Below are 18,808 nucleotides of genomic sequence, written 5' to 3' on the forward strand. Positions count from 1 at the left end.
ATAATCTCGCCAAACCTTCAACGTACCGGGACGACGCGGACGTGGGCAGCATCTATTTGATTCGACATGGCCAGGCCTCCTTTGGTGCAGACGACTATGACGTCCTGTCGCCGACCGGTGTGCGTCAGGCAGAAATCCTCGGTCAGCACCTCGCTGAACTGGGGATCCGCTTCGATCGCTGCCTGGCAGGTGATCTGCGCCGCCAACAACACACGGCCACCAGTGCGCTGGAGCAATTCACTGCCAAAGGCCTGTCGGTGCCGACGCTGGAAACCGATTCCGCGTTTAACGAATTTGATGCTGACGCGGTAATCCGCGCCCTGCTCCCGGCGATGTTGCCAGACGAGCCTGAAGCCCTCGACATCTTGCGCAACGCTGCGCAAAACCGTGGCGAGTTCCAGCGCATTTTTGCCCTGATCATCGAGCGCTGGCTGGCCGGCACCTATGACACACCGGGGCTGGAGAGCTGGCTGGGTTTCGTTGAACGGGTTCAGGCCGGGCTGCACCGAATTATTGAACAGGCCGAACAAAACCAGAAAATCGCGGTGTTCACCTCTGGCGGCACGATCACCGCCCTGCTCCACCTCATTACACAAATGCCTGCCAAACAGGCTTTTGAACTGAATTGGCAAATCGTCAACACCTCGCTCAACCAGCTGAAGTTTCGCGGCCGCGAGGTGGCCCTGGCTTCCTTCAACAGTCATGCCCATCTGCAACTGTTGAAGGCCCCGGAACTCATCACTTTCCGCTGAGTCCGGATTACTGTGACCCTTGCTGTAATCACCCAGCTCCTATTACCCAAGAAAGGATCGAACCATGACCTCCGTAGCTGATGCCGTACAAGCAATGAAAGCCAAGTTCAACCCAGCCGCTGCTGCCGGCCTGGACCTGGTCTTCGGTTTCCGCATCGACGACACCAAGAACTTCTCGCTGATCGTCAAAGACAGCACCTGCGAGCTGCAAGAAGGCGAGAACCCGGACGCCCAGGTCACTCTGGTCATGGACGGTGAAACCCTGCAAGGCATCGTTGACGGTTCGACCGACGGCATGCAGGCGTTCATGGGCGGCAAACTGCGCGCTGAAGGCGACATGATGCTGGCGATGAAACTGTCCGAGCTGTTCCCTTCGTAATACCGCTGTTCAGTGACAAAAAAATCCCGCCCCTGTGGCGGGATTTTTGCGTTCTGGAGCAAAGAAACCTGGCGGTGTGCGAACAAACCACCCCCGCAATCGTCGGCGCGGCTGGTGGGATTGAGTTGGCGGGTTGATTCTGTGGCAACTGTTTTTCCCCTCACCCTGGCCCTCTCCCAATGGAGAGGGAACCGATTCGGGAATATTGGAGATGTACACCGACTTGAAAGACTTGTTCTGAATCCAGAGTCGACAGACCTGAAAGTTTCGCGCTGAATCCATAGTCGACACGGCGGGTCAGGTCGATGCATGACGAAAGACACCTCGGTCGGTCCCCTCTCCCTCGGGGCTGTCCGACGTTTCGGGAGGGTTAGGGTGACGGGCTCTTTGCATTTACAATGCCCGCACCTCAAACACCGGCCCGCCCATGGACATCGACCTCGCTCGCACCTTTCTGGAAATCGTCCGTCACGGCAGTCTCGCGGCGGCGGCGCAGAAGCTGTTCGTCACCCAAACGGCGATCACCGCCCGGGTGCAGAAACTCGAAAGCCAGTTGGGCAGTACGCTGTTCGTGCGCAATCGCGCCGGGGCGAAATTGACAGCCAATGGCGAGGCCTTCGTGGTCTATGCCAATCAACTGGTGCAGACCTGGGAGGCGGCGCGACGCGACCTGCCGCTGCCTGAGGGTTATCACAACGTGCTGCACATCGGCGGCGAAGTCAGCCTGTGCAACCCGCTGATGCTCAGTTGGGCCGCCGAGTTGCGCGAGAAAATCCCCGGGCATGCCCTGCGCATGGAAATCCGCGACGGTGAAAACCTGCTGCGCCAACTCGAACTCGGCGTGCTCGACGCGGCGCTGGTCTATCAACCGGAATATTGGCCGGGGTTGCAGGTCGAGCAGGTGCTGGAAGAAAAACTGATTCTGGTGCGCGCGCCTGATCGCCCGGATCCCTACGTTTATATCGACTGGGGCCCGGACTTCCGCCGCCAGCACGACGCCGCCCTGCCGGAAAAAGCCAAAGCCGCGCTGAGTTTCAACCTGGGCCCACTCGCCCTGCAATACATCCTGGAAAACGGCGGCAGCGGCTACTTCCGTACCCGTGTGGTGCGCACCTATCTTGAAAGCGGCGCACTGGAAACGGTGACCAAAGCCCCGGAATTCGGCTATCCAACCTATCTGGTGTATTCGCGTGATCGCGACTCGGCGACATTGCAGCAAGCCTTCAATCTGCTGCGTGAAGTGATCCGCACCGATGACGATTGGTCACAACGCTGGAACCCGCTGAGCTGATCGAGAAGCCCGAGTGTGCGCTTTACACCGGATCATGGCGCATGTGGCCTCAAGGTCCGGCCTGCATCGATGGCCGGATCGGCTAATCTGCCGGGTACAACAAAATACCCGCAGGTGAACGCAGTGAGGCAGACCACCGAGGCATTCCGCAGCCGCTATCGTGCGGCCATTCATCCGTGCTACAACCCGTGGCTGCACGGCGCCTTCGTGCTGCTGTTCGGGGTGCTGGCCATCGGCGCGTTCTGGAGCAGCGTGCACCAGGCGAGCTGGCTGGAATGGCTGAGCGTGCCGCTGACCCTGCTGTTTTTCAACTTTGGCGTGTACATGGTCCATCGCCATCTTGGCCACCACAAAAAAACCTTTGCCAAAATGTTCTACGCCCGGCATGCGGGCGACCATCACAGCTTCTTCACGCCCGGCCACATGACCTACGACAGCGCTCGCGACTGGCGGGTGATTCTGTTTCCGGCGTGGCTGATCGTGATCCATACGCTGGTGATTACCCTGCCGCTGTGGTGGCTGTTCGCGCAGTTCAACGCCAACGTCGCCGGGCTGTTCGCTGGCAGCATGGTGCTGGGTTATCTGACCTACGAGGTGTTTCATGCCGCCGAACACTTGCCGCCGCACAACCCGCTGACGCGCCTGCCGTGGATCCGTCAGATGCGCCATTTGCATGAGCTGCATCACCGTCGCGAGCGCATGCAAGAGCGTAATTTCAACATTGTTCTACCGCTGATGGACTACCTGTTCGGCACCCTTTACTGGGAGCCGCAAGCCGACCCTTTGAGCTATTCAAGAATGCCCATGACCCGCATGCAGCACCAGATCGATATCGCTGGCGACCCGATTGCCGTACTCGCCTACGCGGCCAGTGTCGGCCGCTGGCCCGAGTGGCATCCGTCATCGCTGAAGATCGACGGCCCATCCGGCCCGCTGCATGCCGGCGCATGCTTTGAAGAAGACATTCATGCCGGCGGCCGCGCAGGTCACCTGAGCTGGGCAGTCACCGAATACCTGCCCGGGCGACGCTGGTGCGCGCGGGCCCAGGGTGATCACGGGTTGTCGCTGGCGTTGACTTACGAGTGCTACGCCGAAGGTGACGGCACGCGGTTTGTGCGCACGCTGGATTATCGTTTCGACGGCTTGGGCATGCGTATCGCCAATCGATTGCTGCTCAAGCGCCGGATCGACCGTGAGTCCGCCGCATCCATGCTCGCGCTGCGTGACATGGCTACGCAGTATCTGGCTTCAGCGAGGGCCAGCGCATGAGGTGGGGGCAGTTTCTATTGTTGCTGATTGTCGTCGTCATCGCGTTTCTGCTGCTGATGCCCACCAAGGTCGAGCCGGTCGCCTGGACACCGCAGGCGGCGCCCTCGTTGAGCGAAGGGATCTACGCCGATAACCAGCGCCTCAAAGGTGCGGTGCAGGTCGGCCCCAGTGACATCGAAGGGCCGGAAGCGCTGCTGCTGGAAGGGGAATTCCTGATCACCGGTCTGCATGACGGTCGGCTGATCCGCAGCAGTCTTGATGGCAAGGAACGCAAAGTGCTGGCCGACACCGGTGGCCGGCCGCTGGGGCTTGCGCGGCATCCCAACGGGCTGCTGGTGATCGCCGACGGGGTCAAGGGATTGCTGTCTCTCGATGCACAGGGCCAGGTGACGGCCTTGACCAAAGAGGCCAATGGCGTGCCCTTCGGTTTCACCGATGATGTGGCGATCGACAAGTCCGGGCACTATGCCTACTTCAGCGATGCCTCCAGCCGATGGGGCTACGGTCATGACGGCGAGGCGATCATTGAGCACGGCGGTGACGGACGTTTGCTGCGCTATGACTTCCAGACCGGCAAGACCAGCATCCTGCTCGATAAACTGCAGTTCGCCAACGGCGTGACCCTCGGCCCGGATGATGCCTATGTGCTGGTCAATGAAACCGGCGCCTACCGCATCAGTCGCTTCTGGCTGAAAGGCCCCCAGGCGGGCACCCATGACCTGTTTATCGACAACTTGCCGGGGCTGCCGGACAACCTGTCATTCAATGGCCACGACCGTTTCTGGGTTGCGTTGTACGCACCGCGTAATGCCTTGCTCGATGGCACGGCCGGGCATCCATTCGTGCGCAAGATGATTGTGCGGGCGTTGAGCGTGTTGCCCAAACCCGTGGAGAAGCGCGGTTTTGTATTGGGGCTGGATTTGCAGGGCAAGGTGATTACCAATCTGCAGGATGCGAGCGACGGCAATTATTCGCCGATCACCACGGTGAGGGAGTATGGGGACTGGTTGTATTTCGGGTCGTTGAAGGCGATGCATATGGCGCGGATGCCGTTGGCTGATGCGCTGAAGTGAGTCTGTCGGTTTTGTGGTGAGTTGACTGACACCATCGCTGGCAGGCCAGCTCCCACAGGGGTTCACAGAGTATGTGCACGACCCAATACCTGTGGGAGCTGGCTTGCCAGCGATAGCGGTCTGTCAGTTGGAAGACTTGTCGAACTTGTCGGGGTCTTCGTCTTCAGGAAGATCCTCGACAGGCTCATCTGGATTGGCCGTGGTATGCGCCGGGCTGTTCGGCTCGGGATGCGTCGGCACCGGGTCGAATGCGCCCTGCTCTTCACTCGGGAATTTGGGATCGCTCATGAGGCACCTCGCAAGAAGTCGATGAATTCGGACTCTGTACATTCGAGGTGCCGGCAGGGGTTGTCGTTCCCGTCCATTTGCAACCGTAGGTCGGCGGACAACCAGAAGATCAGGACGGCGCCTGCAAGTGGCTGACGATCTCGTCCTTGACCTTCAGACGCTTCTCTTTGAGTTTTTTCAATGCGTCGTCGCTGGGGGCGTCCGAGGTGGCTGTCTCTGCCTTGACCACGTCGGCATCAGCCTGAGAATACTTGTTGATCAATGAATCCAGTCGCGGATCCTGGGTGCGTTTTTGCTGGATCTCTTCCTTCGTGCAGCTCAAGTCCTGAAACAGGTCATGGGGAACCGGCATGGAACACCTCCGTGAGTTGATCGGTGACCAACGCGACCGATTGCGCTGGCCAGCCATCAGAATGGCCTCGGTCGGGGCGTTCTGTCGACTCCCTGTCAGACCAGCGGTGGCCGTTCGTCGCCCTGTCGCAAATGCGATAAAACCTTTGATCGCCCTCGCCTCTCCACTCTTTAACGCTCACAAAAACCTGCGTGGAGATACACCAAATGGACGGATTCAACCTGCGTCACCTGGCTCTCGCCGTTGCCCTGAGTGCGAGCATGGGCAGCGCATTTGCCGCTACCGACAATGACTTCGTCGACAATGCCGCTGCCGGTGGCATCGCCGAGATCGAAACCAGTCGCCTGGCGCTGGAAAAAAGCCAATCGGCCGACATCAAGCAGTTTGCCGAAATGATGATCACCGATCACGGCAAGGCCAATGACGAACTGGCGACGATTGCCAAGGCTCACGATATCGAGGTGCCGGACACCACCACGCTGGTCAAACAGGCCAAAGAGAAAATCCTCGAAATGCGCGATGAATCCTTCGATGCGGCCTACGCCAATAATCAGGTCAAGGCCCACGAAGACACCATCGAGTTGTTCAAGAAGCAAGCCAATACCGTCACGGATGACAAGGTCAAAGGCGCGACCGAGCTGAAAGCCTTCGCCCAGAAAATGCTGCCAGGGCTGGAAAAACATCTGTCGGCGGCGAAAGAGCTGCAAGCCAAATATCCGAGCAAGTAAGTATCGGGCAGGCAAATAAAGAGGCCGCATCCAATGGATGCGGCCTCCTCGTTTCAGCCTTGATTAACCCCCGTCAGTATCAATATCCGCGTCGGTCTCCTCACCCGGCTTCGCCCGATCCGGCTCAGGTTCGAAACCGGGGCTGAACTCGTTGTCGTTATCGGTGTTCTGGTTCTTCTGATCCACTGCCGGATCAGCACTTTGCGCCTGGTCTGTATCGCCCTGTTGCTGCGCAGGCTGCGTCGGCGCCGATTGCCCCGGCACTTGCGGGTCAATCGCCGGGTCATTGCGATCGATCGGTTCCCCGGATTGATTGTTCTGCTGTGTCGATTGCTTGTTCATAAGCACCTCTTTAGTCATCGCCAGCGCGACTGAAACCAGTCGGGCCTTGCAGATTCGAAGCCGCCTGCACGCCAACGTTCAAAACTTCGCGCCTTGTAGCCATGCCGACTAGAGTTACTCGGGCCTTTCTTGAGGCAAATCAAAAATATCCTCGCAAGACTGCACAACTATTTGAAACGGCTACGGTCACTGATTTCGCGCCGATCAATTTGATGAAATCGGCCCCTCATTCGTTACGGAGCAACAGGCACATGGCAGCACTGCAGAACAGCACACTCGATGCGATGAAAAACAAGCAGGCACAACTGCTGGGCGAATGGATCAACGGCCTGGAAGCGAGCGGCGCCACGCGCAATCTGAAAGAACACGACCTGCAGCAGCAAACCAGCGAATTCCTGCAACTGGTGGTCACGGGCCTTGAGAGTGACAACGGCACCAACGTCAATGCGCAAGGTTGGGAAACGACCCGCCTGTTCCTTGAAAAGCTTTCCCATAGCCGCGCCCTGCTCGGCCAGGACTCGCAACAAACCGCGAGTTTCATCTTCGCCTTGAAAGGCCCGCTATTCAGGCTGCTGCAAGCGCACTACAAAGAACAACCGGCGCTGCTCGCCGAGCAGCTCTGGGAAGTTTCCGAATTGCTCGACGCCTTTGGCCTGCACACCATTCGGACCTTCCAGAAATCCCGCGAAGCGGTGATCAAGCGTCAGCAGGAAGAACTGCTGGAACTCTCCACACCCGTGGTCAAGCTTTGGGACGGCGTGCTGGCGTTGCCAATGATCGGCACCCTCGATTCGCAGCGCACACAGGTCGTGATGGAATCGTTGCTGCAACGCATCGTCGATACCGGTTCGGAAATCGCCATCATCGACATTACTGGTGTGCCTACCGTCGATACCCTGGTCGCCCAGCACCTGCTGAAAACCGTTACCGCGATCCGCCTGATGGGCGCAGATTGCATCATCAGTGGCGTGCGTCCGCAGATCGCGCAGACCATCGTGCACCTGGGGCTTGACCTGCAAGGCGTGGTCACCAAGGCCAATCTTGCCGATGCTTTGAAACTGGCCCTGACACGCCTGGGCATCACCCTCAGCAAAGCGGTCTGACGTCATGGAAAGAATTCCGATTCTTCAGATGGGCGAGTTCCTGCTGGTGACCATTCAGGTCGACATGCATGACCAACTCGCCTTGACCCTGCAGGACGATCTGTCCGAACGCATCAGCAGAACCTCGGCGCGTGGCGTGTTGATCGACATCTCGGCGCTGGACATGGTCGACTCGTTCATCGGCCGGATGATCAGCACGATCTCCGGCCTGTCGAAAATCATGGACGCCGAAACCATGCTGGTTGGTATGCAGCCGGCGGTGGCAATTACCTTGGTCGAACTCGGCCTGACTCTGCCCGGTGTCAGCACGGCGCTCAATGTCGAGCGTGGGATGAAAGTGCTGCGGGAACGAGTAAGTCAGCAATGACCGTGCGCAGTAGCGGTACTCAACCCATTCACATTGAGCAGGATGTGGTGCTGGCCCGCCAGACCGCACGCAAACTGGCCACCGAGTGCGGCATGCGCCTGATCGACCTGACCAAAATGGTCACGGCTGTCAGCGAACTGGCGCGCAACACCATGGTTTACGGGGGCGGCGGCGACATGGACTGGCAGATCCTCGATGAGGATCACAAGGTCGGTCTGCGCCTGACCTTTCGCGACGAGGGGCCGGGCATTGCCGACATCAAACTGGCAATGACCGACGGCTGGACGTCCGGCAGCGGCATGGGCCTGGGTCTGACCGGTGCGAAACGGCTGGTCCAGGAGTTCGAACTGGACACGGAGCCCGGCAAGGGCACCCGCATAACGATTACGCGATGGACATGAACATTAACGGGTCACTGACCCAAGTCTTACTGATCGAAGACAGCAGCCAGATCGGCTATGCAAGGCGCACGGCTCAACGGCTTGCCGAACAGCACGGTTTCAGTGAAAGCGATGCCGGACGCGTGGCACTGGTGGTCACCGAACTGGCGAGCAATCTGCTCAAACATGCCGGCCGTGGCGAGCTGCACTTGCGAGTGCTGCCACGTCAGGGCGATGCGGGGATCGAACTGCTGGCGGTGGATCGTGCCAAGGGTTTTGATCTGGAGGCATGCCTCACTGACGGGTTTTCTACCGGCGGCACCCAAGGCATCGGCCTTGGCGCGGTGTCACGCCAGGCCGATGTGTTTGACGTGTATGCCGACCACCGCGGAGCCGTGTTGCTCGCGCGTTTGTACCCGCGCAACACCCGTCAGCCTGACCAGCTTTACGGCGTTAGTCAGCACTCGCTGCATGACGACCCGGCCTGCGGCGATGTCTGGCATCTGGCGTATCACGGCGCAGATATCAGCGCGCTGATCGTTGACGGCCTCGGCCATGGTGAAGACGCCGAAATTGCCGGCCGCGCCGGCGAGGGAGCGTTCGCCCGTGCGCCTTTCAGCACACCGACGATGCTGATGGAAGACCTGCACCGGGACATGATCGGCACCCGTGGCGGCGCGGTGGCGTTTGCGCAGTTTCATGCCGATAGCGCCAGCCTCCGTTTCACCGGGGTGGGCAATATCGGCGCCAGTCTGATTGCTGCCGACAAATCCCGCGGACTGGCTTCGCACCCTGGCATCGTTGGCGTCCAGTACCGGAAAGCCCAGCCCTTTGACTATGCTCATGTGAACGGACATCTTTTGATCATGTACAGCGACGGTTTGCAGTCCCGTTGGAATCTTCAAGACTACCCCGGCCTGGTGCACCGCCATCCTGCCGTGATAGCCGCCATTTTGCATCGCGACTTCTGCCGCGGTCGGGATGATGTAACGGTACTGGTCGTTGCTCTGGAGGCCGCCCATGGCTGAGTCGCCCCTTGCGAGCAATGCCGAACAGGCTGCGCTGATCGCCCAGTTGCAGAGCGAAACTGAAGCCTTGCGCGCAGAGCTCGATGAAACCAATCAGGGCGTGCTGGCGCTGTACGCCGAGCTCGACATTCAGGCAGAGGAATTGCGCCAGGCTTCGGACCTCAAAAGCCGTTTCCTGTCGTACATGAGCCATGAGTTCCGCACCCCGCTGGGTTCGATCCTGAGCATCAACAGCCTGCTCGCCGACGAGCTGGACGGGCCGCTGAGCCCCGAGCAACACAAACAGGTCGCCTTCGTCAGCACTGCCGCCCGCGAGCTTAGCGACATGGTGGACGACTTGCTCGATCTGGCGAAAATCGAGGCCGGACGCATCACCATTTCCCCGGCGTGGTTCGACATGTTCGATCTGTTTTCCGCCCTGCGCGGGATGTTTCGGCCCATCGTCGATGCGTCGGCAGTGGACCTGATCTTCGAGGAACCCAAAGGCCTGCCGCGCCTGTACACCGACGACAAGAAACTCGCGCAAATCCTGCGCAACTTCATTTCCAACTCGCTGAAGTTCACCACGCGTGGCGAAGTGCGGGTTTCGGCGCGACTTGAAGGCACGGACAAAGTACGTTTTGCCGTCAGCGACACAGGTATTGGTATCGCGGCGGAGCTGCATGGTGCATTGTTCGAGGACTTTTCCCAGGTCGACTCGCCGCTGCAGAAACGCTTGCGCGGCACCGGCCTGGGACTTTCCTTGTGTAAACGCTTCGCGACCCTGTTGGGTGGAGAGGTCGGAATGGACAGCGCACCGGGCGTCGGCTCGACCTTCTACGTGACTATTCCGTTGGCGATCGCTTTGGAGAACGTCGATGAAACGTGACATCCGCCTGTTGATCGTCGATGACAACGTTGCCACCCGCTATGCCTTGCGCAAACGTCTTGAACGCCACGACTATGAAGTCCTCGAGGCCGGCACTGGCACTGACGGTCTGGCGTTGATCGAAAGCGAAGCGTTCGACGCCCTGATACTCGACGTCAACCTGCCGGACATGAGCGGCTTCGATATTGTGCGCATCCTGCGTGCCGATGCCCGTACCGCACTGCTGCCGGTGATCCACGTCTCGGCGGCATCGATCCAGACCGGCGACATCATCACCGGCCTCAATGCCGGTGCCGATGCCTACCTGATTCACCCGGTCGACCCGGACGTGCTGCTCGCCACCCTGCGCACCCTGCTGCGGGTGCGCGACACAGAAAATGCATTGCGCGAAAGCGAGGCGCGGTTCCGCGAGATTTTCGTCAATGTGTCCGCGCCCATTGCGGTGCTGGACGCCAACCTCAAGGTGCATGAGTGCAACCACGCGTTTACCCAGCTGATTCTGGATAACCGCGACCCGCAGGCCCTGAGCGAATGCTTCGCCGACGACCAAAACGCGATTCTCAATGAACTGCGCCTGCGCCTGATCGATGGCGAACGCTGGAAAGGCACGCTGAACATGCGCGTACAAGGCGAGATTCGCGAGACCGAATGGCAGATTTCGCCGTACCGCACGCCCGAGCTGAGCCTGGTATTTGTAGAAGACGTCACCGAACACCGCCATCGCGAACGCACGCATCTGGCACGCCTGGATGACACGACCTCACAACTGGAACGCGCCGAATCGCAGTTGCTCCAAGTGCAGAAAATGGATGCCCTGGGCAAGCTCACCGGCGGCATTGCCCACGACTTCAACAACCTGCTGACCGGCATCATCACCAGTCTTGAGCTGATCCAGAAACGCATCGACGACAATCGTCCGGAAAAGGTCAAGTTGTATGCCGAAGCGGCGCTGAATTCCGCGATGAGCGCAGCCTCGCTCACCCATCGTTTGCTGGCGTTCGCCCGTCAGCAACCGCTGGACACCCGGCCCGTAGATATCAACGAGCACATGCGGTCGCTGGAAGAACTGCTGGTGCGCACCATCGGTGAGCGGATTGCGCTCAAGCTTGAGCTGACCAACAAACCGGCAATTGCGTTGGTCGATCCGAGCCAGCTGGAAAGCGCGATGCTCAACCTGGTGATCAACGCCCGAGATGCGCTGCCCCATGGCGGCAACATCTGGGTCAACACCTACGCGGCGTATTCCCACGGTGATCCGAATCTGGCCGATGGCGCCTATGTGGCGTTGTCGGTGCGCGATGACGGCACCGGTATCGAGCACAACGTGATCGACAAGGTTTTCGACCCATTCTTCACCACCAAACCCTTGGGCCAGGGCACCGGGCTGGGCTTGTCGACGATTTATGGTTTTGCCCGGCAATCGGGTGGTGATGCGCACATTCGCAGTGTCGCCCGACGGGGCACGGAAGTGACCATCATGTTACCGGCCACCAGCCATCCGGTCGGCGTTGAAGCTTCACCAGAGGTAGTCAATGCGCGGGGTACTGGCGAGCATGTGCTGATCGTCGAAGACATGGCTGCGGTGCGGATGTTCGTCACCGAAGTGCTGGAAGATGCCGGTTACCGCTGCACTCAGGCCGGCGACATCGAGACGGCGCTGGACCGCTTGCAGAACGATCCATCGATCAACCTGTTGCTGAGCGACGTCGGCTTGCCGCGCATGAGCGGGCGAAAACTGGCAGATGTTGCGCGAGGCTGGCGCGAAGAATTACCGATTCTGTTCATGACCGGCTACGCCGAAACCGCGCTCAACCGTCAGGTGTTTCTCGGCGAAGGGATGGACATGCTGGTCAAACCGTTTCAGATCAGCGAATTGCTGGACAAGGTTCGCCGCACACTCGACGGCGCCTGAACCACCGCTATCGCTAGCAAGCCAGCTCCCACACGAATTGAAGGGAACTCGAAACCGGAGCACATCCCAAAAACCTGTGGGAGCTGGCTTGCCAGCGATTAGGCCACTCGCTCAACATCAATGCTGCCTGTTCCACCGCTATCGCTGGCAAGCCAGCTCCCACACGAATTGAAGGGAACTCGAAACCCGAGCACAACCCAATAACCTGTGGGAGCGGGCCTGCCAGCGATCAGGCCCGCTCGCTCAACATCAATGCTGCCTGTTCCACCGCTATCGCTGGCAAGCCAGCTCCCACATGGATTGAAGGGAACTCAAAAACCGAGCACAACTCAATAACCTGTGGGAGCTGGCTTGCCAGCGATTAGGCCCGCACGCTCAACATCAATGCTGTCTGCTCCACCGCTATCGCTGGCAGGCCAGCTCCCGCAATGGAGTGAAGGGAACTCAAAACCCGAGCACAACCCAATAACCTGTGGGAGCTGGCTTGCCAGCGATTAGGCCTGCTCGCTCAACATCAATGCTGCCTGCTCCACCGCTATCGCTGGCAAGTCAGCTCCCACAATGGAGTCAAGGGAACTCGAAACCCGAGCACAACCCAATAACCTGTGGGAGCTGGCTTGCCAGCGATCAGGCCTGCTCGCTCAACATCAATGCGGCCTGCTCCACCGCTATCGCTGGCAAGCCAGCTCCCACAATGGAGTGAAGGGAACTCAAAACCCCAGCACAACCCAATAACCTGTGGGAGCTGGCTTGCCAGCGATTAGGCCACTCGCTCAACATCAATGCTGCCTGCTCCACCGCTATCGCTGGCAAGCCAGCTCCCACAATGGAGTGAAGGGAACTCAAAACCCGAGCACATCCCAAAAACCTGTGGGAGCTGGCTTGCCAGCGATTAGGCCTGCTCGCTCAACATCAATGTTGCCTGCTCCACCGCTATCGCTGGCAAGCCAGCTCCCACATGGAATGAAGGGAACTCAAAACCCGAGCACGACCACAAAAACCTGTGGGAGCTGGCTTGCCAGCGATTAGGCCAGACGGATCGACGCCATTATCGGCTCAGGGCGCGGGCGAGGAATGGCGCAGTCCGGCTTTTTTTGCTGGCAGCCACTTTCTGCGGCGTGCCCGCCACGACAATTTTGCCGCCCTCATCTCCCGCTCCCGGGCCGATGTCGATCACCCAGTCGCTCTGCGCAACCACGCGCATTTCATGCTCGACCACGATGACCGTGTGCCCGGCTGTCACTAGCGAATCCAGTTGTTCCAACAGTCGGTCGACATCCCGCGGATGCAGGCCGGTGGTCGGTTCATCCAGCACATACAACGTCGCGCCGCGCTGATTGCGCTGCAACTCGGTGGCCAGTTTGATCCGCTGCGCCTCACCGCCCGACAGCTCCGTGGCCGGTTGACCAAGTCGTAGATAACCAAGGCCGATATCGCGCAACACCTCCAGCGAACGGCGAATCCCCGGCTGCCCGACAAAAACTTCCACCGCCTCATCGACCGTCAATTGCAGCACCTGCGCGATGCTCAAACCCTCCCACAAAACCGCCAGCGTCTGCGGGTTGTACCGCGCGCCATGACACGTCGGGCACGGCGCATACACGCTGGGCATGAACAGCAACTCGACACTGACAAACCCCTCACCCTCGCACGTTGCGCAACGACCCTTGGCAACGTTGAAGGAAAACTGCCCGGCGTCATAGCCCGCCGCCCGCGCCTGGGGAGTGGCGGCGAACAGCTTGCGCACGTTGTCGAACAGCCCGGTATAGGTCGCCAGATTGGAGCGCGGCGTACGACCGATGGGTTTCTGATCGACCTGCACCAGGCGCTTGATCGACTCCAGCCCGGCCGTGATCTGGCCGCTGCTGACTTGCGGCGCGTCGTCTTCAAGGCTCAGCTCTTCAGCCTCAGCCTCAACGCTCGGCCGTCCCAGTTGTGCACCGACCAGTTCCAGCAACGCCTGACTGACCAGACTCGACTTGCCGGAACCGGACACACCGGTCACCGAAGTGAAACAGCCCAAGGGAAACTCGGCACTGAGGTTGTTGAGGTTATTGCGGGTGATGCCTTCCAGCTTCAGCCACGCCGTCGGCTTGCGCGCGGCACGCGTCTGGCGTGGCATTTCGGCGAACAGATAAGCGCGGGTCTGCGATTGTTCGATGTCGGCCAGCCCCTCAGGTGGGCCGCTGTACAACACCTCACCGCCCTTCTCACCCGCCGCCGGCCCGACGTCGATCAACCAGTCAGCGCGGCGCATGGTTTCCAGATCATGCTCAACCACAAACAGCGTGTTGCCATCGGCCTTCAAGCGCTGCAAGGCTTCGAACAACGCCTCTCCGTCGGCCGGGTGCAAACCGGCGGAGGGTTCGTCGAGCACGTAAATCACGCCAAACAACTGCGAGCCCAATTGCGTCGCCAATCGCAGGCGCTGCAGCTCACCGGACGACAAAGTCGGCGTGCTACGTTCCAGAGCCAGATAGCCCAGACCCAGTTCGGTCAACGTGGTGACCCGTTCCAGCAGATCCTCGGCAATGCGCTGCGCCGCCAGGCGTTTTTCCAGTGACAGGTTCGGTGTGTGGCGCACATCTGGCGCGCTGGCGTGACCACTGGCCCCCTTTGCGACGCGTTGTTGACGGGCGTCGCGGGTTTGCGCGTGACTGAGGGTTTCGCCGGTTTCCTCGGCATGTTCGAGGTAACTGGCAGCCGCCACCGGTTTTAGAACTTCAGCGACTTGCAGCAGCGGCATCTGTGACAACTCACCGATGTCGTACCCGGCAAATGTCACCGCCAACGCCTCGCGCTTCAGCCGTTTGCCATCGCACAACGGGCAAGGGCTGCCGAGCATGAACCGCGCCACGCGCTTTTTCATCAGCGCACTTTGCGAGTGGGTGAAGGTGTGCAGGATGTAGCGGCGGGCGCCGGTGAAGGTGCCTTGATAACTCGGCTCCATCTTGCGCTTGAGGGCGACACGGGTCTCTTCCGGGGTCAGCCCGGCGTACACCGGCACGGTCGGGGTTTCTTCGGTGAAGAGAATCCAGTCGCGCTGCTTTTTCGGTAACTTTCGCCATGGGATGTCGACGTCGATGCCCATCGTCACGAGGATGTCACGCAGGTTCTGTCCCTGCCATGCCAGCGGCCAGGACGCCACGGCACGCTCGCGAATGGTCAGGTTCGGGTCCGGCACCATCAACGCTTCGGTGACTTCATAGACCCGCCCCAGACCATGACAATCAGGGCAGGCGCCCTGCGGCGTGTTCGGCGAAAAGTCTTCGGCGTACAGCATCGCCTGCCCCGGCGGGTAACTGCCGGCGCGGGAATAGAGCATGCGGATCAGGCTCGACAACGTAGTGACACTGCCCACCGAGGAGCGCGTGCTCGGCGTGCCCCGCTGCTGTTGCAGGGCCACGGCGGGAGGCAGGCCTTCGATGGAGTCGACATCCGGCACTCCGACCTGATCGATCAGCCGCCGCGCGTATGGCGCGACCGATTCGAAGTAGCGGCGCTGGGCTTCGGCATACAAAGTGGAAAACGCCAGGGACGACTTGCCCGACCCGGACACGCCGGTGAACACCACCAACGCATCGCGGGGGATGTCGATGTCAACGTTTTTCAAGTTGTGCTCACGGGCGCCGCGCACGCGAACCATGCCGGCGGGTGCTTTGGAGGTGCGTTTTGAAGTCATCAGCCTGCCTTGGTGGGAAGTTTTCAAGCTCAGCCGCTTAGCACCGAACGAATCATCTGCAACAACGATTCCGGGCCATATGGCTTGCCGAGCAAATGTGTGTCGGGGCTCAACTGGTGATTGCGCGAGATGATGTCGCGGGTATGCCCGGAGGTGAACAGCACCGCCACCGGAGGCTTCTGCACCTTGGCCCAGGCGAACAGGTCGGAACTCTTGATCAGTCCAGGCATGACCACGTCGGTGAAAATCAGATCCACTTCAACGCCTTCCAGCAGCATCTGCATCGCGGCATCGCCGTTGCCGGCAATCAGTACCTGATAGCCCTCATCGCGCAGCAATTCCACTGCCGAGGCCCGCACCGCGTCGTTGTCCTCGACCACCAGAATGGTCTCGTTGCCCCCGCCCAACACTTCATCAGCGGTGGAGCACTCTTCGCGAATCGGCCGCAAACTGCGCGGAAAGTACAGCTCGACCCGCGTACCTTCGCCCAGCTTGCTGTCGATCTCGACATGCCCGCCGCTCTGTTTGACGAAACCGAACACCATGCTCAAGCCGAGCCCGGTGCCCTGGCCATCGGCCTTGGTGGTGAAGAACGGTTCGAACACCTGCTCCAGTATCTGCGCGGGAATGCCGACGCCGGAATCGCAGACCGTCACCCGCACGAATTCGCCGGGGACGATGCCTTTGCCGGCGCAAAACGTGCTGTCCAGAAACGTATTGAAGGCGCTCAGCACAATCGTGCCCTCGCCTTTCATGGCATCGCGAGCGTTGATCGCCAGGTTGAGAATGGCGTTTTCAAGTTGATTGCGGTCGACGTTGATGTGCCACGGTTCTTGCGGCAATTGCACATCGATGTGAATGGTTTCGCCCAGCGCCCGTTGCAGCAACTCGCCGACGCCTTCGAAGATCTGCTGCGGATTGCACACGGCCGGCGACAGCGGTTGACGCCGGGCAAACGCGAGCAGTTGCGAAGACAGCTTGGCCCCGCGCTCGACCGCCGCCAGCGAAGCGCTGACGCGCCGCTGCACGTTGGCGTTATCCGGCTCATGCCGCGCCAGCAGGTGCAGGTTGCCGGCAATTACCTGCAACAGGTTATTGAAGTCATGGGCCACGCCACCGGTAAGTCCGCCAATGGACTCGAGCTTTTGCGATTGGCGCAGTTGTTCTTCGGCAGTGAGCCGCGCTTCGACTTCATCGGCCACGCGCTGTTCGAGGTTACGGGTGAACTTGAGCAGGGACTCTTCGGCGCTCTTGCGCTCATGAATGTCGATCAACACCCCGGGGAAACGCAGTGCTTCACCGCGTTCGTCGAATTCGCAACCGCCGCTGGCCAGCACCCAAAGGTAACTGCCATCGCTGCGCAGTACGCGGTATTCGACGTTGTACGGCGCGCCGGTCTTTACACAATGGTCGATATTTTCCTGAACCCAGGCACGGTCATCGGGGTGAATTCGCGATTGCACAAAGTGTTGTGCCAGATTGCTCAGATCATGGTCCGGTGGGTAAGAAAACGTGCGGGCAAAACGCTCATCCGCCGACAACACATTGTGCTTCACATCCCAGACAAACGAGCCGAGCAAAGCCCCGGCGTTGAGCGCCAGGCGCACACGTTCGTTGTCGGCGCGGAAGGCTTCTTCCGCGGCTTGACGCAATTGTTCGGAGCGCACGAGTTCGGTGGTTTCCACCACCATTGCCATGACCCCGGACGGGCGACCTTCGTCATTAGCCACAGGGCTGTAATAAAGATCCATCCAGACGTCTTCCGGAACCCCGTCGCGCAACAACACCAGCTCTTTGTTGCGAAACGACAAAGTGCCACCCGCCAGGCAAGTGTCGACCACATGCCGATTGAACTCGGCAACTTCCGGCCAACCCAACTCCACCGGCACGCCAAGCAAGTAAGGATGGCGGCCACCGGCAAACTCCGAGTAGGCGTCGTTATAGATCATGTAACCGGCGCGGCCCCACAGCATGACCATCGGCAACGGCGAGGCGAGCATCATCTGCACGGCGCAGCACAGACTGGCGGGCCAACGATCGAGCGGGCCCAACTCGGTATGGCTCCAGTCGAACGCGCAGATGCGTGCGGCCATTTCGCCTTTCCAGCCTTCACAACCGTGGCTATCGGATAAAAACTGCATCGAGTGACTCGGTGTCCTGTGTGTTTGCCCGAATGATCGCGAAACCAGATCTCTGCGATCGCACGTCTGTTTCGAGCATCGTCTGACTCATTGGTTTCATTAGAGGTATAGCCGATTTCAAGGCCGGCTCAGGATTAAACGCCGATCAGGTGTTTGAGCGGATGGTAGCCAGTTTTCATCTTCGCGGCGACGTCGAGAATCGCCTTCTCGATACCGTTGAGGTGCGTGCAGGTCAACTCGATGGCAGCACTCTGATTACCGGCCTCGATGTACTCGATCAGGCGCAGGTGTTCGTCGTCGCGGCAGACTTCATGGCTGTCGTCGTCCAGTGCAGCGGCATACAGCGAGGCACGGGAAATCAGCTTCTGGAACCAGTCGAGCAGCACCGGGTTATTGAGACTGCGCGCGAGTTTGATGTGGAATTCACCGAGCAGGTAAATCAGCCGCTGATGGTCCCCGGCCGCGTGAGCCTCATCTTCCAGCAGCAGGTGTTCACGCAGCTCTTGCATCGCCGCAGTGTCCTTGCGGCGGCACAGTTCAGTGACGATGCCGATCTCGATCAAGCGCCGGGTTTCGAACAGCGAACGGATCTCTTCATTGCTCGGCAACGACACCGACGCACCTTTATTGGGCTCGGTCGTCACCAGTCCGTCGGCCTCCAACTGCTTGAGCGCGGCGCGAACCGACGTGCGGCTGACATTAAATAACTCCGCCAGCGAGGCTTCGCCCAGTTTCATCCCCGGACGCAGCGATCGCTTGCTGATCGCCTCGTAAACCCCTTGGTAGACGCGGTCGACCGTGGTTTCCGGTTTTTTCTCGGTCATTCGAAAGCTCCTTCAGTGCTGGCAACGCA

Annotated in this window: 18 protein-coding genes; 12 read left to right on the top strand and 6 right to left on the bottom strand. The window is 59.9% G+C overall.

All coding sequences use genetic code 11. The features are described 5' to 3' along the window. Window positions 1-41 precede the first annotated feature (41 nt). The 5 genes from AB4P97_RS11080 to AB4P97_RS11100 all read left to right on the top strand — a co-directional run bounded on the left by AB4P97_RS11080 (window position 42) and on the right by AB4P97_RS11100 (window position 4,764). Complete coding sequence (locus tag AB4P97_RS11080; protein ID WP_042559419.1) at window positions 42-752, top strand: histidine phosphatase family protein; 711 nt, start codon at window positions 42-44, stop codon at window positions 750-752. 64 nt (window positions 753-816) lie between these two features. After that, window positions 817-1,131 (top strand): SCP2 sterol-binding domain-containing protein, encoded by a 315-nt coding sequence (locus AB4P97_RS11085; protein WP_007946492.1) that lies wholly within the window; start codon window positions 817-819, stop codon window positions 1,129-1,131. A gap of 427 nt (window positions 1,132-1,558) precedes the next feature. Next, the gene (locus AB4P97_RS11090) at window positions 1,559-2,422 is read left to right on the top strand and encodes a LysR family transcriptional regulator (protein WP_047301547.1); all 864 of its coding nucleotides are present in this window, start codon (window positions 1,559-1,561) and stop codon (window positions 2,420-2,422) included. A 123-nt stretch (window positions 2,423-2,545) separates the two neighbouring features. After that, window positions 2,546-3,691 carry an SRPBCC family protein gene (locus tag AB4P97_RS11095; RefSeq protein ID WP_395602647.1) on the top strand — a complete coding sequence of 382 codons (1,146 nt, stop codon included), beginning with the start codon at window positions 2,546-2,548 and terminating at the stop codon, window positions 3,689-3,691. Continuing rightward, the gene (locus tag AB4P97_RS11100; RefSeq protein WP_210623388.1) at window positions 3,688-4,764 is read left to right on the top strand and encodes an SMP-30/gluconolactonase/LRE family protein; all 1,077 of its coding nucleotides are present in this window, start codon (window positions 3,688-3,690) and stop codon (window positions 4,762-4,764) included. Before AB4P97_RS11095 ends, AB4P97_RS11100 begins: the two co-directional genes overlap by 4 nt. Window positions 4,765-4,887: 123 nt before the next feature. Here the strand turns inward: AB4P97_RS11100 and AB4P97_RS11105 are convergent, their stop codons facing one another. Then, window positions 4,888-5,052: a hypothetical protein gene (locus AB4P97_RS11105; protein WP_181818482.1), complete on the bottom strand. Its 165-nt coding sequence runs from the start codon at window positions 5,050-5,052 to the stop codon at window positions 4,888-4,890. A gap of 109 nt (window positions 5,053-5,161) precedes the next feature. After that, window positions 5,162-5,404 carry a DUF465 domain-containing protein gene (locus AB4P97_RS11110; RefSeq protein ID WP_042559423.1) on the bottom strand — a complete coding sequence of 81 codons (243 nt, stop codon included), beginning with the start codon at window positions 5,402-5,404 and terminating at the stop codon, window positions 5,162-5,164. A 206-nt stretch (window positions 5,405-5,610) separates the two neighbouring features. Between AB4P97_RS11110 and AB4P97_RS11115 the strand changes: the two genes are divergently transcribed. Beyond that, window positions 5,611-6,132 (top strand): DUF4142 domain-containing protein, encoded by a 522-nt coding sequence (locus tag AB4P97_RS11115; protein ID WP_042559424.1) that lies wholly within the window; start codon window positions 5,611-5,613, stop codon window positions 6,130-6,132. A 63-nt stretch (window positions 6,133-6,195) separates the two neighbouring features. On the opposite strand, the gene AB4P97_RS11120 is transcribed toward AB4P97_RS11115, so the two are convergent. Continuing rightward, window positions 6,196-6,474, bottom strand: a complete 279-nt coding sequence (locus tag AB4P97_RS11120) for a hypothetical protein (protein WP_395602648.1) — start codon at window positions 6,472-6,474, stop codon at window positions 6,196-6,198. 251 nt (window positions 6,475-6,725) lie between these two features. On the opposite strand from AB4P97_RS11120, the gene AB4P97_RS11125 reads away from it, so the two are divergent. The 6 genes from AB4P97_RS11125 to AB4P97_RS11150 are packed head-to-tail and all read left to right on the top strand — an operon-like array spanning window position 6,726 to window position 12,132. Continuing rightward, window positions 6,726-7,577, top strand: a complete 852-nt coding sequence (locus tag AB4P97_RS11125) for an STAS domain-containing protein (protein WP_042559426.1) — start codon at window positions 6,726-6,728, stop codon at window positions 7,575-7,577. Between the two features lie 4 nt (window positions 7,578-7,581). Further along, on the top strand, window positions 7,582-7,944 hold the full coding sequence (locus AB4P97_RS11130; RefSeq protein WP_042559427.1) for an STAS domain-containing protein: 363 nt from the start codon (window positions 7,582-7,584) through the stop codon (window positions 7,942-7,944). Continuing rightward, window positions 7,941-8,345, top strand: coding sequence for an anti-sigma regulatory factor (locus tag AB4P97_RS11135; protein WP_042559428.1), 405 nt, complete (start codon window positions 7,941-7,943; stop codon window positions 8,343-8,345). The genes AB4P97_RS11130 and AB4P97_RS11135 overlap by 4 nt, the downstream gene beginning before the upstream one ends. Beyond that, on the top strand, window positions 8,342-9,352 hold the full coding sequence (locus AB4P97_RS11140) for an ATP-binding protein (RefSeq protein ID WP_395602935.1): 1,011 nt from the start codon (window positions 8,342-8,344) through the stop codon (window positions 9,350-9,352). The genes AB4P97_RS11135 and AB4P97_RS11140 overlap by 4 nt, the downstream gene beginning before the upstream one ends. After that, window positions 9,345-10,220 carry a sensor histidine kinase KdpD gene (locus AB4P97_RS11145; protein ID WP_047301556.1) on the top strand — a complete coding sequence of 292 codons (876 nt, stop codon included), beginning with the start codon at window positions 9,345-9,347 and terminating at the stop codon, window positions 10,218-10,220. The genes AB4P97_RS11140 and AB4P97_RS11145 overlap by 8 nt, the downstream gene beginning before the upstream one ends. Continuing rightward, window positions 10,210-12,132, top strand: a complete 1,923-nt coding sequence (locus AB4P97_RS11150; RefSeq protein ID WP_395602649.1) for a response regulator — start codon at window positions 10,210-10,212, stop codon at window positions 12,130-12,132. Before AB4P97_RS11145 ends, AB4P97_RS11150 begins: the two co-directional genes overlap by 11 nt. 1,048 nt (window positions 12,133-13,180) lie before the next feature. On the opposite strand, the gene AB4P97_RS11155 is transcribed toward AB4P97_RS11150, so the two are convergent. From AB4P97_RS11155 to AB4P97_RS11165, 3 genes are all read right to left on the bottom strand, one after another. Continuing rightward, a complete protein-coding gene (locus AB4P97_RS11155; protein WP_395602650.1) occupies window positions 13,181-15,814 on the bottom strand; it encodes an excinuclease ABC subunit A in 2,634 nt (877 codons plus the stop codon). A gap of 29 nt (window positions 15,815-15,843) precedes the next feature. Beyond that, entirely contained in the window at window positions 15,844-17,955 is a 2,112-nt protein-coding gene (locus tag AB4P97_RS11160) for a PAS domain-containing sensor histidine kinase (protein ID WP_042559432.1), read from the bottom strand. A 134-nt stretch (window positions 17,956-18,089) separates the two neighbouring features. After that, complete coding sequence (locus AB4P97_RS11165; protein ID WP_395602651.1) at window positions 18,090-18,779, bottom strand: GntR family transcriptional regulator; 690 nt, start codon at window positions 18,777-18,779, stop codon at window positions 18,090-18,092. Window positions 18,780-18,808: the final 29 nt, after the last annotated feature.

This window comes from Pseudomonas sp. A1230, from assembly GCF_044218825.1.
GTDB classification, from domain to species: domain Bacteria; phylum Pseudomonadota; class Gammaproteobacteria; order Pseudomonadales; family Pseudomonadaceae; genus Aquipseudomonas; species Aquipseudomonas iridis.

What these genes read in the sequence shown, in the direction of transcription:
- AB4P97_RS11135 (WP_042559428.1), top strand. Translation starts at nt 7,941, where the DNA reads ATGACCGTGCGCAGTAGCGGTACTCAACCCATTCACATTGAGCAGGAT.
- AB4P97_RS11145 (WP_047301556.1), top strand. Translation starts at nt 9,345, where the DNA reads ATGGCTGAGTCGCCCCTTGCGAGCAATGCCGAACAGGCTGCGCTGATC.
- AB4P97_RS11160 (WP_042559432.1), bottom strand. Translation starts at nt 17,955, where the DNA reads ATGCAGTTTTTATCCGATAGCCACGGTTGTGAAGGCTGGAAAGGCGAA.
- AB4P97_RS11165 (WP_395602651.1), bottom strand. Translation starts at nt 18,779, where the DNA reads ATGACCGAGAAAAAACCGGAAACCACGGTCGACCGCGTCTACCAAGGG.
- AB4P97_RS11090 (WP_047301547.1), top strand. Translation starts at nt 1,559, where the DNA reads ATGGACATCGACCTCGCTCGCACCTTTCTGGAAATCGTCCGTCACGGC.
- AB4P97_RS11140 (WP_395602935.1), top strand. Translation starts at nt 8,342, where the DNA reads ATGAACATTAACGGGTCACTGACCCAAGTCTTACTGATCGAAGACAGC.
- AB4P97_RS11150 (WP_395602649.1), top strand. Translation starts at nt 10,210, where the DNA reads ATGAAACGTGACATCCGCCTGTTGATCGTCGATGACAACGTTGCCACC.
- AB4P97_RS11110 (WP_042559423.1), bottom strand. Translation starts at nt 5,404, where the DNA reads ATGCCGGTTCCCCATGACCTGTTTCAGGACTTGAGCTGCACGAAGGAA.
- AB4P97_RS11115 (WP_042559424.1), top strand. Translation starts at nt 5,611, where the DNA reads ATGGACGGATTCAACCTGCGTCACCTGGCTCTCGCCGTTGCCCTGAGT.
- AB4P97_RS11130 (WP_042559427.1), top strand. Translation starts at nt 7,582, where the DNA reads ATGGAAAGAATTCCGATTCTTCAGATGGGCGAGTTCCTGCTGGTGACC.
- AB4P97_RS11155 (WP_395602650.1), bottom strand. Translation starts at nt 15,814, where the DNA reads ATGACTTCAAAACGCACCTCCAAAGCACCCGCCGGCATGGTTCGCGTG.
- AB4P97_RS11100 (WP_210623388.1), top strand. Translation starts at nt 3,688, where the DNA reads ATGAGGTGGGGGCAGTTTCTATTGTTGCTGATTGTCGTCGTCATCGCG.
- AB4P97_RS11120 (WP_395602648.1), bottom strand. Translation starts at nt 6,474, where the DNA reads ATGAACAAGCAATCGACACAGCAGAACAATCAATCCGGGGAACCGATC.
- AB4P97_RS11085 (WP_007946492.1), top strand. Translation starts at nt 817, where the DNA reads ATGACCTCCGTAGCTGATGCCGTACAAGCAATGAAAGCCAAGTTCAAC.
- AB4P97_RS11125 (WP_042559426.1), top strand. Translation starts at nt 6,726, where the DNA reads ATGGCAGCACTGCAGAACAGCACACTCGATGCGATGAAAAACAAGCAG.
- AB4P97_RS11105 (WP_181818482.1), bottom strand. Translation starts at nt 5,052, where the DNA reads ATGAGCGATCCCAAATTCCCGAGTGAAGAGCAGGGCGCATTCGACCCG.